The organism is Microbacterium timonense (assembly GCF_900292075.1).
Taxonomy (GTDB): Bacteria; Actinomycetota; Actinomycetes; order Actinomycetales; family Microbacteriaceae; genus Microbacterium; species Microbacterium timonense.
Map to the genome: position 1 here is coordinate 287,144 of NZ_OLMV01000001.1, position 15,726 is coordinate 302,869.

The following is a 15,726-nucleotide window of genomic DNA, read 5'->3' on the forward strand; positions in this document are numbered from 1 at the left end:
CGTAGCCTCAGAGCAGCCGGCGACGAGGCCGGCGCACACGAGGCGGCCCCTCACGAGGGGGCCCGCAACGAGGAGTGATGACGATGACGCACACCCTGACACCGACAGCGGATCCGGCCACCGACATCGACGATGTCGCGCGGCTGCTAACCCCTGACGGCGAGCGCATCTCCGACCCCGACCTGGAGCGGTGGGTGGCGGACATCGACGCAGCCGCGCTGCGCGGGCTGTATCGCGACATGGTGCTGCTGCGTCGCATCGACACCGAAGGGGTGGCGCTGCAGCGGCAGGGCCAGCTGGGCCTGTGGCCGCCGTGCCAGGGCCAGGAGGCGACGCAGATCGGCACCGCCCGAGCGCTCCGCGCCGACGACTTCGCCTTCCCGAGCTACCGCGAGACGGGTGTCGTGTACGCCCGCGGCGGCAAGCCCTCGGACTTCGTGCTCGCCTGGCGCGGCGAGGAGCACTCGACCTACGATCCGTACGAGCTGAACACGGCGACGCAGCAGATCATCATCGGCGCGCAGTCGCTGCACGCCGTCGGCTATGCCATGGGCATCCAGCGCGACGCGACGGACCAGGTCTCGGTGGCCTACTTCGGCGACGGCGCCTCCAGCCAGGGCGACGTCAACGAGGCGATGGTGTTCGCGTCGTCCTTCGGCGCGCCGGTGGTCTTCGTGTGCACGAACAACCAGTGGGCCATCTCGGAGCCGGTCACGGTACAGGCGCGGTTCCCGATCGCCGGGAGGGCCCCCGGCTTCGGCATCCCGAGCATGCGCGTGGACGGCAACGACGTCCTGGCGTGCCTCGCGGCCATGCGGTGGGCGATCGACAACGCCCGCCGGGGCAACGGGCCGGCCTTCATCGAGGCGGTCACCTATCGCATGGGACCGCACACGACCTCCGACGACCCCACGCGCTACCGCGGCAAGGAAGAGGTGGAGTCCTGGCGCCGTCGCGACCCGATCTCGCGGGTGGAGGCGCTGCTGCGATCGCTCGGCGAGTTCGATGAGGATTTCGCCGCGGCGGTGGCCCGCGACGCCGACGCGCTTGCGGCCGAGGTGCGCGAGGCCGCGATGTCGGCGCGCACGCGAGAGCCGCTCAGCGTGCTCGACAACGTCTACGCCGAGCCGCACGCGGGCCTCGACGAGCAGCGCGAGTGGTTCGGCGCCTACCTCGACGGGTTCGCGCCGGCTGCCGAGGAGGCGGGACGATGACCCAGCTCACGATGGCGAAGGCCATCAATGAGGGGCTGCGCAGGGCCATGGCCGACGATCCGAAGGTCCTTGTGATGGGCGAGGACATCGGCAAGCTCGGCGGCGTCTTCCGCATCACAGACGGCCTGCAGGACGAGTTCGGTGCCCAGCGCGTGATCGACACACCGCTCGCAGAGGCGGGGATCATGGGCACGGCGGTGGGCCTGGCCTTCCGGGGCTACCGGCCGGTCGTCGAGATCCAGTTCGACGGGTTCGTCTACCCGGCGTTCGATCAGATCGTGTGCCAGGTGGCGAAGCTGCACTACCGCACCCGGGGCAACGTCACCATGCCGATCACGATCCGCATCCCGTGGGCGGGCGGCGTCGGCGCGGCGGAGCACCACTCCGAGTCGCCCGAGGCGTACTTCGTGCACACCTCGGGGCTGCGCGTCGTCGCGGTGTCCAACCCGCAGGACGCGTATGTCATGCTGCGACAGGCGATCGCGTCGGACGACCCGGTCGTCTACTTCGAGCCGAAGCGGCTGTATCACACGAAGGGCGACGTCGACCTCGACCTCCAGCTCGCGGACGCGCCGCCCATGGGCCTTGCACGCGTCGTCCGCGAAGGCCGGGACGTGACGCTCCTGACGTACGGCGCGCAGGTGGGCACCGCGCTGGATGCCGCGATCGCCGCCGAGGACGAGGGCGTGTCCCTCGAGGTCATCGATCTCCGGTCCCTCTCGCCGGTGGACTACCGCACCGTCACCGCGTCGGTCCGCAAGACCGGGCGCGTCGTGGTGACCCACGAGGCGGCTCGCGAGGCGGGTGTGGGCGCCGAGCTCATCGCGAGTGTGACGGAGCGCTGCTTCCACTACCTCGAGGCCGCACCGCAGCGTGTCACGGGGCACGACATCCCGTACCCGCCCGCCAAGCTCGAGAAGCACCACCTGCCCGACCTCGACCGGATCCTGGACGCCGTGGACCGCGTCATGGACCGGCCGAACAGCCTCTCGGGGGTGCTGGAGTCATGACGCAGGACTTCCGTCTGCCCGATCTCGGGGAAGGTCTTCCCGAGGCTGAACTGGTGCAATGGCTGGTCGCCGTCGGTGACACCGTGTCGCTGAACCAGACGATCGCCGAGGTCGAGACCGCGAAGGCCGTCGTCGAGCTGCCGTCGCCGCACGCCGGCACCGTCACGGCGCTGCACGCCGAGCCGGGCGACGTGATCGCCGTGGGGTCCGTCCTCATCTCCTTCGACACCGGAGCAACCGATGCCACGTCGCCCGCGTCCGACGCCGGCGCAGCGGCGGCCGATGCACCCGTCGACGCGTCGGCGCCGGCTGAGCAGGCCCAGCCGAACCTGGTGGGCTATGGGGCGGCTCCCCGGGCATCCGTCCGACCCCAGCGGCGTGCACGCGTGGCGGCATCCTCCACCGTCGCGTCCGACACCGCGGTGCTCGAGGCGGCTCCCCACGACGCCATCCAGCTGGGCGATGTCGGGGAGCGGCCGGTCGAGCGGCCCCGCTCGACGCCACCGGTGCGCAAGTTCGCCAAGCAGCTCGGGATCGACCTGGCCCTGGTCGAGGCGACGGGGGTATCGGGGATCATCACGCGGGCCGACGTCGAGGCTTATGCCGCGCGTACGGGGGCCGTCCCGGCACCGGTGACCACGGCGGAGGTGGACGAGCGCCTGGAGCCGCCGCGTCCGGCCGCGTCGGCGGAGCGCACGACACGTACCCCGATCCGCGGCGTGCGGCGGATGACGGCCGAGGCCATGGTCCGCAGCGCCTTCACGGCGCCTCATGTCACGACCTTCCTCACCGTCGACGTCACCGCGAGCAGCGAGCTCATCGCCTCGCTCAAGGCCGACCGTGCGCTTCAGGAGCACCGCATCGGCATCCTCGCCGTCGCCGCAAAGGCCGTGTGCCTGGCCCTGAGCCGGCACCCCGGTCTGAACTCGCGGTGGGACGAGGAGGCGGGCGAGATCGTCGAGCACCACTACGTGAACCTCGGGATCGCGGCGGCGACCGGTCGGGGGCTGGTCGTCCCCAACATCAAGGACGCGCAGGAGCTGACCCTCGTCGAGCTGGCCGACGCCATCCGCTCGCTCGCCGAGACGGCACGCGGAGGCAAGACGCCGCCCGCCGACATGATGGGCGGCACCTTCTCGATCACCAACGTCGGCGTCTTCGGCGTCGACGCGGGAACGCCGATCATCAACCCCGGCGAGGCCGGGATCCTGGCCCTCGGCGCCGTGCGGCGTCAGCCCTGGGAGCACCGCGGCGAGATCGCGTTGCGTGACGTGATGACCCTCGCGCTCTCGTTCGACCACCGGTTGGTCGACGGCGAGCAGGGCTCGCGCTTCCTCGTGGACGTGGCGGAGATCCTGCGCGAACCCGGGCGAGCGATGCTGCTTCGATAGCAGGCCGCTGACCGGCCGGTGACTTGGGGAGGCCGGCCGGTCAGTGCTTCTTCGGGTAGAACAGGCCCAGGCCCTTGGCCTGCAGGATGCGGTACGCGTCGGCGTACGTCGTCGGATCCTCGTCGTCGCTGCTGCCGTACTTGGCCAGCAGGAGTCCGAGCAGCCCGCGTCCGGGCGGACTCAGGGGCTTGTCCTTGTGCGGGCCGTTCTTGAGATCGCTGCGTTCGTCCTCCGCGGTGTTCGGCGGAACGTAGAGCGGATGCACGAGGGGCCACGAGGCGGGATCCCGCGGTTCGTCCAGGTTCACCACTGAGTACAGGTCGCGCGCGTCGGCATCGCGCTGCGTGAGGGGGCGGAGCCCATGGCGCCTGGCGAGGGTCGCGGCCAGCGCCCCGTGGTGCATCTCGTCGTGGATGACGGTGCGTGCCCGGGTGTACGCCGACACCGCGATCGCCGGCACCCGGACGCCCAGGCGGTCGAAGGCGAAGCCCATCTCGCCCGGCGGTTCATCTGCCACCGGCGGAGTGGCCGGTGGCGGCGGCACGTGATCGTACGTCCCGCCGTGCTCGTCGAACGTGATGAGCAGGAGCGTGTTGATCGCGTTGGACCCTCGAGGGCTCGCGCTGGTGCGGATGGCGTCGTACACGTCGGCCACGAGCTTCTCGCCGGCGCGCACGTCCGACACGGCCGCGTCGATCACGACGTCGTCCTCGACGTCGCTGGCCCGCAGCACGCCCACCGGCGGGTGGAAGTCGTTGTGGTTGTACACCAGCCGCGGCTCGATGAACGCGTACGCCGGCAGCGTCCCGTTCTTGGCGTCGTCGAAGAAGTCGCTCATGTAGACGAAGTGTTCTGTGCGCCAGTACTTCTCCAGCGTGGGCGAATGGAGGATGCCGGTGAGTGAGACGAGCTGCAGCTCGTCGAAGTACACCTTCCATGAGATGCCGGCTTCTTCCAGCCGGTCGAACACCGTCGGCACCGGGGGAGCGTCGAGCCATTTGCGGTAGCCGCCGCCGTCGCGGTTCGTGACGAAGCCGTGGGACGTGGAGGCGTGGAAGAACGAGCGGTTGCAGTACGTCTGAGAGGGGACGGCGCAGAACCACGCGTCGAAGACCGCGAACTCGCGCGCCAGCGTCGACAGCACCGGCACCTGCTCCGGCGAGAACCCGCCCATGATGCGCGAGACGTCGTCCAGGCTCGGCGGGCTGCCCCGCCGGATGCGCTCGAGGTTGTTGCGGTAGTCGGTGACGAAACCGCCCATCGTGGCGCTCGTGCCGGCGGGCGGTGCGTTGAACGGCGGCCGCATGTCGACGATCTCCGCGGGACCGTTGCCGGGCGGATCGACGACGCCGAACAGCTGTGTGTTGACGTGGGGGAACTCCTCGCCGGGGTCGGGGTCGGGGCTGCCCATGATCTCGTCGATGGACCCGGTGTAGATGTGGGCGGCGATGCGCTCGCCGGACGGCGCGGTGTTGGCGTAGTCGCCGAACTCCAGTCCGTCGAACGTCTCGCCGGGTGGGACGGTGCCGGGGGAGTACAGGCGGCCCAGGAGGTTGTCGAAGGACCGGTTCTCACCCATGATCACGACGATGTGGTCGAACCCGGGTTCGTCGCGCGCCGGCACGGCGCCCAGATCCACCGAGCCCTCCCGCCCCCCCGCCTCATGGCCGATCGAGGCCCCTGCGGCGGCGCCGATGGCGCCGCCCACCACCAGCCCCGCGGTCGCGGCGCCGCCCATCTTCAGGAAGTCGCGCCGCGAGCTGCCGCGGCGTTCTGTTTCCGCGCCGACCGGTGCTGCGGCGTCGCCCTCGGGCGTCTCCGCATCGTGTGCGCTGCCACCGTCCTCCGCCATGATCCGTCCAGAGTAGGCCAGGAACCCCTGGTCAGGCGGTCAAGCAGGCGCGTGCCATCGACTGGAGGATTCCCCGCACGTCGCGCCCGCCGCTCTCGGTGCGCGCTGCGCGCACCGTGTACGGCGTGGAATTGATGAGGCCGAAGCAGGCGTGAGCCCGGACCCGCAGCTCGTCCTCGTCGCGATCGGGGTGCACCGTGGAGAGGATGGCGATCCAGACCTCCACGTACTCCCGCTGCAGCCGGCGCACCGTATGGCGATCCTCATCGCTGAGGCTCGCGAGATCACGGTCCTGAACGCGGATGACGTCCGCGTCGCGCAGGGCGAACTCGACGTGGAAGGCGATGATCGATTCGAGCCGTTCGACGGCATCGTCGTGCGTCGCGAGCACGGCGCGCCCGCCTGCGAGGAGCCGTTCGCTGACGCCGACGAGGATGGCGCCCAGCAGCGCCTGCTTGTTCGCGAAGTGCCGATACAGCGCGGGGCCGCTGACACCGACGGCGCCTCCGATGTCTTCCAGGCTGACGCCGCTGAAGCCGCGCTCGGCGAACAGCGCTGCCGCCTCGTGGAGGATCGCGGCGTGACGGTCCGCCTTCGCGCGTTCGCGATCGGTGACACCGCTCGTCATCTCACTGCTCCGCTTGTCATTTCAGTTAAGGCTCGCTAACCTAGACGCCAGTTAGTGAACACTAACCAATCTGGTCGCGTCGGGACAACGGACGTGACCCGATCGTGACGTCGACGGAGATGACGCGAGGAGCTCCATGAGCGTGCTGACCACGACGGCCGTGCAGGACGAGGAGTTCGAGCGCACGCGCGCTGCGCAGCAGGAGCTCGCCGGTCGGCTGCGCGAGCGGCTCGCCGCGGCGGCCGTCGGCGGTCCGGCAGCGTCCAGGGACCGTCATGTCGCGCGGGGCAAGCTGCTGCCGCGGGACCGCGTGACCCGCCTGTTGGACGAGGGCAGCCCGTTCCTCGAGGTGGCCCCGCTCGCCGCCGAAGGTCTGTACGGCGGCGACGCTCCGGCCGCCGGAGTGATCGCCGGCGTCGGGCTCGTCCACGGCCGGCACGTCATGGTGGTGTGCAACGACGCGACGGTCAAGGGCGGGACCTACTACCCGATGACGGTGAAGAAGCACCTGCGGGCTCAGGAGATCGCTCTGGAGAACCGGCTGCCGTGCGTGTACCTGGTCGACTCGGGCGGGGCCTTCCTCCCGATGCAGGACGAGGTCTTCCCCGACCGAGATCATTTCGGCCGCATCTTCTTCAATCAGGCCCGGCTGTCGGCGGCGGGAGTCCCGCAGATCGCGGCGGTGCTCGGCTCGTGCACGGCCGGTGGCGCTTACGTGCCCGCGATGAGCGACGAGACCGTCATCGTCCGCGATCAGGGAACCATCTTCCTCGGCGGTCCGCCTCTGGTGAAGGCCGCCATCGGTGAGGTGGTGACGGCCGAGGAGCTCGGTGGCGGGGAGCTCCACGCCCGCCGTTCCGGCGTCGTCGACCACCTCGCCGAAGACGACGAGCACGCCCTCGAGATCGTCCGGGACATCGTCGCCACCCTGCCGCCGCCGGCGGCGCCGGCCTGGGATGTCGCCCCGACGGCCGAGCCGGTGGTCGCGGCATCCGATCTCTACGGGGTCGTGCCCGTCGATGTGAACCAGCCGTACGACGTGCGCGAGGTCATCGCGCGCCTGGTCGACGGCAGCGAGCTGCACGAGTTCAAGCGTGAGTACGGCGACACGCTGGTGACCGGTTTCGCGCGGATCCACGGGCACCCGGTCGGGATCGTGGCCAACAACGGCGTGCTCTTCAGCGAATCCGCACTCAAGGGCGCGCATTTCATCGAACTGTGCGATCAGCGGGGGATTCCGCTGCTGTTCCTGCAGAACATCTCGGGATTCATGGTCGGAACCGATGCCGAAGCGGGAGGCATCGCCAAGGACGGGGCGAAGATGGTCACCGCCGTCGCCACGACGCGGGTCCCGAAGCTGACGGTCGTCATCGGCGGGTCCTTCGGCGCCGGGAACTACTCGATGTGCGGGCGGGCGTACTCGCCGAGGTTCCTGTGGACCTGGCCGGCGAGCCGCATCTCGGTGATGGGCGGGAATCAGGCGGCGTCGGTGCTGTCCACCGTGAAACGCGACCAGCTCGAGGCGCGAGGAGAGGACTGGTCCGCCGAGGATCAGGCGGCGTTCGAGGCGCCCATCCGCGCCCAGTACGAACAGCAGGGCGACCCGTACTACGCGACCGCGCGGCTGTGGGACGACGGGGTGATCGATCCGCTGGACACCCGTGACCTGCTGGGCCTCGCGCTGGACGTGGTGTCGCGTACGCCGCTGCCCGAACCGCGCTTCGGCGTCTTCCGGATGTGAGACATGCTTCCACACGCTCAGCAGCCAGGTGAGGGCGACCGCCCCGCGATGTTCGAATCCGTCCTCGTCGCCAACCGCGGCGAGATCGCCCGCCGGGTCATCCGCACCCTTCGGCGTCTGGGCATCCGATCGATCGCCGTCTACAGCGACGCCGACGCCGACGCGCCGCACGTGCGCGAGGCCGACCTCGCGGTGGGCATCGGTCCGGCCGCCGCGACGCGGTCCTATCTCGACGTCGACGCGGTCGTCGGCGCTGCCGTCGACAGCGGCGCACAGGCGGTGCACCCCGGCTACGGGTTCCTCTCCGAGAACGTGGCGTTCGCGCGGGCGTGCGCGGCGGCCGGGATCGTCTTCATCGGGCCGGGGGAGCGCGCCCTGGAGATCATGGGTGACAAGATCCGCGCCAAGGACCACGTCGCCGCCCACGGCGTGCCGACGGTGCCCGGGTTCTCGGCCGCCGGGATGACCGACGCCGAGATCGTCGAGTCCGCTGACCGGACCGGGTATCCGCTGCTCGTGAAGCCGTCCGCGGGCGGCGGCGGCAAGGGCATGCAGGTCGTGCGGTCCGCCGCGGAGCTCGCCGACGCGCTGGCGACCGCGCGTCGTGTGGCCTCGGCGGCCTTCGGAGACGACACGCTCCTGCTGGAGCGGCTGATCGAGCGACCGCGCCACATCGAGGTGCAGGTGCTCGCCGACGCGCACGGGCAGGTGCTGCACCTCGGCGAGCGCGAGTGCACGCTGCAGCGTCGGCATCAGAAGGTCGTCGAAGAGGCGCCGTCGCCGGTGGTGGATGCCGCGACCCGGGCACGCCTGGGCGCCGCGGCCTGCGCCGCGGCGGCATCGGTGGACTACCGCGGCGCCGGCACCGTCGAGTTCCTGGTCGCCGCCGACCGCCCCGACGAGTTCTTCTTCATCGAGATGAACACGCGCCTGCAGGTGGAGCATCCGGTCACGGAGCTGGTCACCGGGTTCGATCTCGTCGAGCAGCAGCTGCGCGCCGCGGCCGGTGTTCCCTTGGACCTCGTTCAGGACGACGTGCGTCTGACGGGCCACGCGATCGAGGCGCGGGTGTATGCGGAGTCGCCCGAGCGCGGCTTCCTGCCGGCGACCGGCGAGGTGCTCGCGTGGCGGCCTCCCGCATCTGCAGCCCCTGAGGTCGTCGACGTGCGCACCGACTCTGCCGTCGAGACGGGCAGCGTCGTCACGGCCGACTACGACCCGATGATCGCCAAGGTGATCGTGCATGCCCGCGACCGATCCACCGCGCTCGCCGCACTCGATCGAGCGCTCGCCGACACCGTGCTCCTCGGCATCGACAGCAACATCGGCTTCCTTCGTGAGCTCGTCGCCCAGGACGGGGTGCGGACGGGCGACATGGACACCGGCCTCATCGAACGGATGCCGCCGTACACGGCCCCGCAACCGCCGGCGGCTGCGGTGCGCGCCGCGGCCACGCTGACGGTTGGCCGCGCGGACGCTCAGGGCCCACGGCCGGACCGCGCGGGAAGTGTGTGGCGCGAGCTCGCGAGCTGGCGCGCAGGCGCCGCTCGCGTGCCGACGATCGCGCGGTTCGAGACCGCCGACGGGCGCATCGTCAGCGCCGAGCCCAGCGCGCCAGGCCCCGTGGTGAGCGCCGGTTCCTCGCAGAGCCGATCGCGGCCGCTGGGGGACGCGCTGCCTGCGGGACTCGCGCTGGCCATCGGGTCCGACGGCACCGTGTGGGTGCACGCCGAGGGCGGGACGCACCGCCTGCGCCCGCTCACCCGCCGCGCCGCCATGGACAGACGCCTCGCCGCCCGTCGGCGCGACGCCGCGGCATCCGATCCCGAACTGCGCGCGCCGATGCCGGGCGCCGTCGTGGCCGTGCACGCGGCCGACGGCGCGACCGTCTCCGCCGGAGAGCGGATCGTCACCATCGAGGCCATGAAGATGGAGCACCCCGTCACGGCCCCCCATGACGGCGTCGTGCGACTGGACGTCGCCGTCGGGGACCAGGTGCGCCGCGATCAGGTGCTCGCGCACGTGAGCGCCGCGAGCATCACCGAGACCACCCCCCGCGCAGCGGCTCATGAGGCCGCCGCGATCACCTCCTGACACCCGAGGAGCAGCATGGACAGCTACGAGGCCTACGACGTCAGCGACGACGAACGAGAACTCGCCGCGATGGCGCGGCAGTTCGCCGATGAGGTGGTCGCGCCGCGCTCATACGAGGCCGATCGATCCCACACCCTGCCGATGGACGTGGTCGCACAGATGGGCGACCTGGGCCTGTTCGGGCTGCCGTTCCCCGAGGAGTACGGCGGACAGGGCGGTGACTACTTCGCGCTGTGCCTTGCGATCGAGGCGCTCGGCCGCGTCGACCAGTCGATCGCGATCACTCTGGAAGCGGGGGTCAGCCTCGGGGCGATGCCGGTGTTCCGCTTCGGCACCGAGGAGCAGAAGCAGCAGCTGCTGCCGGATCTCCTCGCCGGCCGGGCGCTGGCCGGTTTCGGTCTGACCGAGCCGGAGGCGGGATCGGATGCCGGTGCCACCCGCACGACCGCGCGCCTGGACGGCGGAGAGTGGGTCGTGAACGGGTCCAAGCAGTTCATCACCAACTCGGGCACCGAGATCACCCGGTTCGTCACCGTCACGGCCGTCACCGGCGAGGCCGACGGCCGGAAGGAGATCTCCACGATCATCGTGCCCAACGGCACGCCGGGCTTCACGGTCGAGCCGGGGTACGACAAGGTGGGATGGCGGGCCTCCGACACGCACCCGCTGACGTTCCAGGACGCGCGCGTTCCCGAGACGAACCTGCTGGGCCGGCGCGGGCGTGGCTTCGCCAACTTCCTGCACATCCTCGATGAGGGCCGGATCGCGATCGCCGCGCTGGCGACCGGCGCTGCCGAGGGATGCCTCGACGCGGCGGTCGACTACGCGCGCAAGCGGACGGTGTTCGGCGACCCCCTCGCCGGTCGGCAGGGCATCCAGTTCCTGCTGGCCCGCATGCAGCAGCGGGTGCATGTGGCTCGGCTCGCGTGGCATCACGCCGCACGCCTGCGGGATGCGGGCAGGCCGTTCAAGACGCAGGCGGCGATGGCGAAGTTGACCGCGAGCGATGCGGCGATGGACAACGCGCGCGACGCCACGCAGGTGTTCGGGGGGAACGGGTTCATGAACGAGTACCCGGTGGCCCGTCATTACCGCGACTCGAAGATCCTCGAGATCGGCGAGGGCACGAACGAGGTGCAGCTGCTCGTGATCGCCCGCGCGCTGGGCGTGGCGTGAGGGTAGCGTGACGGAGGTGAGCGCTGACGCTGCCGGCCGGACCGGCCCCGAGATCGTGCAGCGCGGGCTGTACTACGACGAGCTCGCGGTGGGAGCCCGCTACGTTCACCGCCCCGGACGCACGGCGACCGAGGCTGACAATGTGCTGTTCTCCTCGCTCACCATGAACACGCAGGCACTCCACCTGGATGCCGCGTACGCACAGTCGCAGCCGTTCGGCGAGCGCCTGATGAACTCCATGTGGACGCTGGCGACGATGGTCGGGGCATCCGTCTCCCAGATCACCCAGGGCACCCTGGTGGCCCAGCTCGGTCTCAGCGACATCTCGTTCCCGGCGCCGCTGTTCCACGGCGACACGCTGTACACCGAGACGGAGGTCGTCGACAAACGACTCTCGGCGTCCCGCCCGGGCCAGGGGATCGTCACGCTGCGCCATACCGGGCGCAACCAGCGGGGCGAGGTCGTGGCGGTGGCGACCCGCACGGCGCTCATGTGGTGCGCGCCACCGTCCGCGCCCGACGCCTCCGAAGGAGACGCATCATGACCTTCGATCTCGGACCTGCCCTGCTGTTCTGTCCCGCCGACCGCCCGGAGCGGTACGAGAAGGCCCTGCAGCGCGCCGACGCCGTGATCCTCGATCTCGAGGACGCCGTCGCCCCCGCCGACAAGACGGCAGCCCGCGGGCATCTGATCGAATCCGAGCTCGACCCCACGCGTGTCATCGTCCGGGTGAACCCGCCCGAGACCGACGCCTTCCTCGCCGACCTGGCCACGCTGTCGCAGACGGACTACCGGCGCATCATGGTCGCGAAGTCCCAGTCGCCCAAGCGGATCGCGCGGATCGATCCGAGATTCGAGATCGTCGCGCTGTGCGAGACGGCCAAGGGCGTCGCACAGGTGGACCGGCTGGCCGCGCTCGACAACGTCGTGGCGCTGATGTGGGGGGCGGAAGACCTCGTCGCCGATCTCGGCGGCACCTCCAGCCGCAAGCCGAACGGACGCTACCGCGACATCGCCCGGTACGCGCGAGCCCGAGTGCTGCTGGCGGCCGGGGCACGCGGCAAGGCGGCCATCGACGCCGTGCACCTCGACATCGACGACGCGAAAGGCCTGGCGGCCGAGGCGACGGATGCCGCGGCATCCGGATTCCGGGCCACGGCGTGCATCCATCCGAGCCAGGTGGCGGTGATCCGGGCGGCATACCGTCCGGACGAGAAGACCGTCGCGTGGGCCCGCGCGGTGCTCGCGGCCGCCGACCACGAGCGCGGCGTCTTCTCCTACCGGGGACGGATGATCGATGAGCCCGTGCTGCGCCACGCCCGTCGCGTGCTGGCGAGCGCCGACAGGTAGCGGGGGACAGGTCTCCCGCTACACCACCAGCCCGGCGTAGGCCACCAGCCGCAGCAGATCGCCCTCGAACACGAAGTCGTGCATCGACCCGTTGAGGAGGCGCTCGCCCGCCGGCGGCAGCTCTCCGGCGGTGGCATGGCGGATCAGCTCGCGGATGAGGGCGCCGTGGCTCACGACGATCAACGTCCCGTCGTCGCGGCCATCTCCGGCGGCGTCGCCGCGGAGGTCCGGCTCGCTCGAAGCGGCGGCACGCACCGCGTCACGGTGGTCACGCACCACGCGGGCGAGAGCCGCAGTGCCGCGCGCGCGCAGGTCCGCCCACGGCTCCGCGCCGGGCACCTCGGCGGTGTACCAGTCACCCCACCGCGCACGGAACTCGTCCACCCCGAGGCCCTCCGCCTCGCCGTACGCCCGCTCGCGCAGCTCGGGATACACCCGAGGACCCGGGATGCCGAGCTCGGACGCGATGATCTCGGCCGTCTCGCGGGCGCGCGCGAGGTCGCTCGAGGCGATCGTGACCGCACCCGCGTCATCCAGGCGCTCGCGCAGCGCCTCGGCAGTGGCGCGCGCTTGCGCCCGCCCGTGGTCGTTGAGAGGGATGTCGGTGGTGCCCTGGATGCGCCGGTCGCGATTCCAGTCGGTCTCGCCGTGGCGGATCAGGGTCAGCGCGGTCACCCCTCGAGCCTAACCCGACGCTGTCCGGCGGCTGCCGCCCCGTCAGCCGACCGCGGGCAGGGCGTCGGCGAGCGCCCGAAGCACCTCGCTCGTGCCGGCGTCGATCTTCACGCTCGCCCGCCCGTCGCCGCGCGTCATCCCGCGGTTGACGATGACGACCGGCAGACGCCGGCGTCGTGCCCGCTCCAACAGCCGGATCCCGGAGTTCACCACGAGGGACGAACCGGCCACCAGCAGCGCCTCGCTGGTGTGGACCAGCTGCTCCGCTTCCCGGAACTTCTCGGCGGGGATGAACTCGCCGAAGAAGACGACGTCGGGCTTGAGCATGCCCCCGCACACGGTGCATGCCGGGATGCGGAAGCCGTCCGTGCTCTCCGGCAGCACATCCCCGTCGGGACCCAGCGGCACGTTCTCGGGCACGCGGATCCAGGGGTTGTCCTCCTCCACACGGCGCGCGAGGTCGCGGCGGTCGAACACCTGGCCGCAGTGCGTGCAGAACACGCGGCGCATCGTCCCGTGCAGCTCGACCACGCGTCGGCTGCCGGCGCGTACGTGCAGGCCGTCGACGTTCTGCGTGATCACGCCGGTCGACAGTCCCCGCTGCTCCAGCTCCGCGAGGGCGCGGTGACCGGCGTTGGGTTCCGCGGCCGCGAACGCCTTCCAGCCCAGGTGACTGCCGACCCAGTACCGGCGGCGCGAGGCGTCGCTGGAGAGGAACTGCTCGACCGTCATCGGCGTGCGCACCGGCGCGCCCTCGCCGCGATAGTCGGGGATCCCGGAGTCGGTCGACACGCCGGCGCCGGTCAGCACCGCCAGCCGGCGGCCGGAGAGCGTCGCGATGGCCGTTGCGACGGCGTCCGCGGTTCGCGCGTCCCATTCCGTGGCGGTCGTGGTCACCGGCGCACCCCCTTCGTTCCGAGTGTAGGCCTCTGCGTTTTCGGGGATGTTACGCCGGCCTCTCTCGTGCCAGGATGGCGCTGTGGGCAGCTTCGGCGGCGTCAGCGCGGACGCCTACGCACGGTTCATGGGGCGCTTCTCGACGCCGCTGGCGGTGCCGTTCGCCGAGGTCGGGCTGGCGGGCGTACCCGCATCCGCGTCCGTGCTGGACGTGGGCTGCGGACCGGGGATGCTGACGCTCGAGCTGGTGCGGCGTCGTGGCGCGGCGCACGTGGCCGCCGTCGATCCCGAACCCGTCTTCGTCGCGGCCACCGCGCAGGCCTGTCCGGGAGTGGACGTGCGCGTCGCGGCGGCCGAGGAGCTGCCGTTCGCCGACGACGCGTTCGGGGCGTCGCTCGCGCAGCTGGTCGTCCATTTCATGACCGACCCGGTGCGCGGGGTGGGTGAAATGGCACGGGTCACCTCGCCCGGCGGCCGCGTGACGGCGTGCGTGTGGGATCACGCCGGGGGCGGCGGTCCGCTCTCGCTCTTCTGGCAGGTGGCGCACCGGTTCGACGGCGACGCCCGCGGCGAGGCGGGTCTGAGCGGCGCCGCGGAGGGACAGCTGGTCGACATCTTCGAGCGAGCCGGACTGGCGGACGTGACGCAGACCGTGGTGGAGAGCACGGTCGCCTTCCGCGACTTCGACGACTGGTGGGCTCCGTTCCTGCTCGGCGTCGGCCCCGCGGGCCGTTACGTCGGCACGCTGGACGCGGCGGGCAGGCAGCGCCTGGAAGGTGCGCTGCGCGACGAGCTCGGCGCCGGCCCCTTCTCGGTCACCGCGCGGGCGTGGACGGCGGTGGGCACGCGCACCTGACGGGCTCGGCGCGTGCCACGATGGGACACGATGCCCGCGATCGTGATCTCCGACCCCGCTGACGAGAGGCTCGCCGACTACCGCGACCTGACCGACGTCGCACTGCGGCGGATGCTCGAGCCCGAGGGCGGTCTGTACATCGCCGAATCGGCGAAGGTCATCGCCCGGGCGATCGCCGCCGGCCACCGCCCTCGCTCGGTGCTGGCGCAGGAGAAATGGCTCGCTGACATCGAGCGCGTGGTGACGGATGCCTCGGTACCCGTGTACGTGGTGACACCGGAGATCGCCGAGTCGCTGACCGGCTACGCGGTGCATCGCGGTGCGCTCGCGTCGATGCACCGGCCCGAGCTCCCGCCCCTGGTCGACATCGTCGCCGGCGCACGGCTCGTCGTCGTGCTCGAAGACATCGTGGATCACACCAACGTCGGGGCGATCTTCCGTGCCGCGGCGGGTCTCGGCGCCGACGCGGTGCTCGTGAGCCCTCGCTGCGCCGACCCGCTGTACCGACGCAGCGTGCGGGTCAGCATGGGCACGGTGTTCCAGGTGCCGTGGACGCGGCTGCCGGAGTGGGATGAAGCGCGCACCGTGCTTCACGGCGCCGGGTTCGAGCTCGCCGCCCTCGCCCTCGCCGAAGACGCGACGCCCCTCGACGACTTCAGCACGCGCAGGCCGGAGCGGGTGGCGTTGATGCTCGGCGCGGAGGGCGACGGTCTGTCGCGGCGCGCGCTCGCGGCCGCCGACGCCGTGGTCACCATCCCCATGGCCGGCGATGTGGACTCGCTGAACGTCGCGGCGGCAAGTGCCGTGGCACTGTGGGAGCTGCGCCGGCGCTGATCCGCTCG

General features: G+C 71.3%; 14 protein-coding genes. 10 read left to right on the top strand and 4 right to left on the bottom strand.

The window, feature by feature from the left end; all coding sequences use genetic code 11:
• The first annotated feature begins 77 nt into the window (after nt 1-77).
• From pdhA to C9992_RS01410, 3 genes are read left to right on the top strand one after another with little or no spacing between them, the layout of a single operon-like run.
• A complete protein-coding gene (gene pdhA / locus C9992_RS01400) occupies nt 78-1,214 on the top strand; it encodes a pyruvate dehydrogenase (acetyl-transferring) E1 component subunit alpha (RefSeq protein ID WP_106813814.1) in 1,137 nt (378 codons plus the stop codon).
• A complete protein-coding gene (locus C9992_RS01405; RefSeq protein WP_106813815.1) occupies nt 1,211-2,224 on the top strand; it encodes an alpha-ketoacid dehydrogenase subunit beta in 1,014 nt (337 codons plus the stop codon). Before pdhA ends, C9992_RS01405 begins: the two co-directional genes overlap by 4 nt.
• Nucleotides 2,221-3,615 (top strand): dihydrolipoamide acetyltransferase family protein, encoded by a 1,395-nt coding sequence (locus C9992_RS01410; RefSeq protein WP_106813816.1) that lies wholly within the window; start codon nt 2,221-2,223, stop codon nt 3,613-3,615. The genes C9992_RS01405 and C9992_RS01410 overlap by 4 nt, the downstream gene beginning before the upstream one ends.
• 40 nt (nt 3,616-3,655) lie before the next feature.
• Here the strand turns inward: C9992_RS01410 and C9992_RS01415 are convergent, their stop codons facing one another.
• Together C9992_RS01415 and C9992_RS01420 are read right to left on the bottom strand one after the other, a co-directional pair.
• Nucleotides 3,656-5,467 carry an alkaline phosphatase family protein gene (locus C9992_RS01415; RefSeq protein WP_106813817.1) on the bottom strand — a complete coding sequence of 604 codons (1,812 nt, stop codon included), beginning with the start codon at nt 5,465-5,467 and terminating at the stop codon, nt 3,656-3,658.
• A 31-nt stretch (nt 5,468-5,498) separates the two neighbouring features.
• Nucleotides 5,499-6,095 carry an SACE_7040 family transcriptional regulator gene (locus C9992_RS01420; RefSeq protein ID WP_106813818.1) on the bottom strand — a complete coding sequence of 199 codons (597 nt, stop codon included), beginning with the start codon at nt 6,093-6,095 and terminating at the stop codon, nt 5,499-5,501.
• A gap of 136 nt (nt 6,096-6,231) precedes the next feature.
• Between C9992_RS01420 and C9992_RS01425 the strand changes: the two genes are divergently transcribed.
• From C9992_RS01425 to C9992_RS01445, 5 genes are read left to right on the top strand one after another with little or no spacing between them, the layout of a single operon-like run.
• Nucleotides 6,232-7,836: a carboxyl transferase domain-containing protein gene (locus C9992_RS01425; RefSeq protein WP_106813819.1), complete on the top strand. Its 1,605-nt coding sequence runs from the start codon at nt 6,232-6,234 to the stop codon at nt 7,834-7,836.
• Nucleotides 7,837-7,839: 3 nt separating this feature from the next.
• The gene (locus C9992_RS01430) at nt 7,840-9,930 is read left to right on the top strand and encodes an acetyl/propionyl/methylcrotonyl-CoA carboxylase subunit alpha (protein ID WP_235007909.1); all 2,091 of its coding nucleotides are present in this window, start codon (nt 7,840-7,842) and stop codon (nt 9,928-9,930) included.
• Between the two features lie 15 nt (nt 9,931-9,945).
• On the top strand, nt 9,946-11,106 hold the full coding sequence (locus tag C9992_RS01435) for an acyl-CoA dehydrogenase family protein (protein WP_106813821.1): 1,161 nt from the start codon (nt 9,946-9,948) through the stop codon (nt 11,104-11,106).
• 16 nt (nt 11,107-11,122) lie between these two features.
• The gene (locus C9992_RS01440) at nt 11,123-11,650 is read left to right on the top strand and encodes a MaoC family dehydratase (protein ID WP_106814573.1); all 528 of its coding nucleotides are present in this window, start codon (nt 11,123-11,125) and stop codon (nt 11,648-11,650) included.
• The gene (locus tag C9992_RS01445) at nt 11,647-12,456 is read left to right on the top strand and encodes an HpcH/HpaI aldolase/citrate lyase family protein (protein WP_106813822.1); all 810 of its coding nucleotides are present in this window, start codon (nt 11,647-11,649) and stop codon (nt 12,454-12,456) included. Before C9992_RS01440 ends, C9992_RS01445 begins: the two co-directional genes overlap by 4 nt.
• Before the next feature lie 18 nt (nt 12,457-12,474).
• Here the strand turns inward: C9992_RS01445 and C9992_RS01450 are convergent, their stop codons facing one another.
• Nucleotides 12,475-13,131: a histidine phosphatase family protein gene (locus C9992_RS01450; protein WP_106813823.1), complete on the bottom strand. Its 657-nt coding sequence runs from the start codon at nt 13,129-13,131 to the stop codon at nt 12,475-12,477.
• A gap of 42 nt (nt 13,132-13,173) precedes the next feature.
• Nucleotides 13,174-14,028, bottom strand: coding sequence for a Sir2 family NAD-dependent protein deacetylase (locus tag C9992_RS01455; protein ID WP_106813824.1), 855 nt, complete (start codon nt 14,026-14,028; stop codon nt 13,174-13,176).
• Nucleotides 14,029-14,110: 82 nt separating this feature from the next.
• Between C9992_RS01455 and C9992_RS01460 the strand changes: the two genes are divergently transcribed.
• Both C9992_RS01460 and C9992_RS01465 read left to right on the top strand, forming a co-directional pair.
• Nucleotides 14,111-14,884: a class I SAM-dependent methyltransferase gene (locus tag C9992_RS01460; protein WP_235007910.1), complete on the top strand. Its 774-nt coding sequence runs from the start codon at nt 14,111-14,113 to the stop codon at nt 14,882-14,884.
• A gap of 30 nt (nt 14,885-14,914) precedes the next feature.
• Complete coding sequence (locus tag C9992_RS01465) at nt 14,915-15,718, top strand: TrmH family RNA methyltransferase (protein ID WP_106813826.1); 804 nt, start codon at nt 14,915-14,917, stop codon at nt 15,716-15,718.
• Nucleotides 15,719-15,726: the final 8 nt, after the last annotated feature.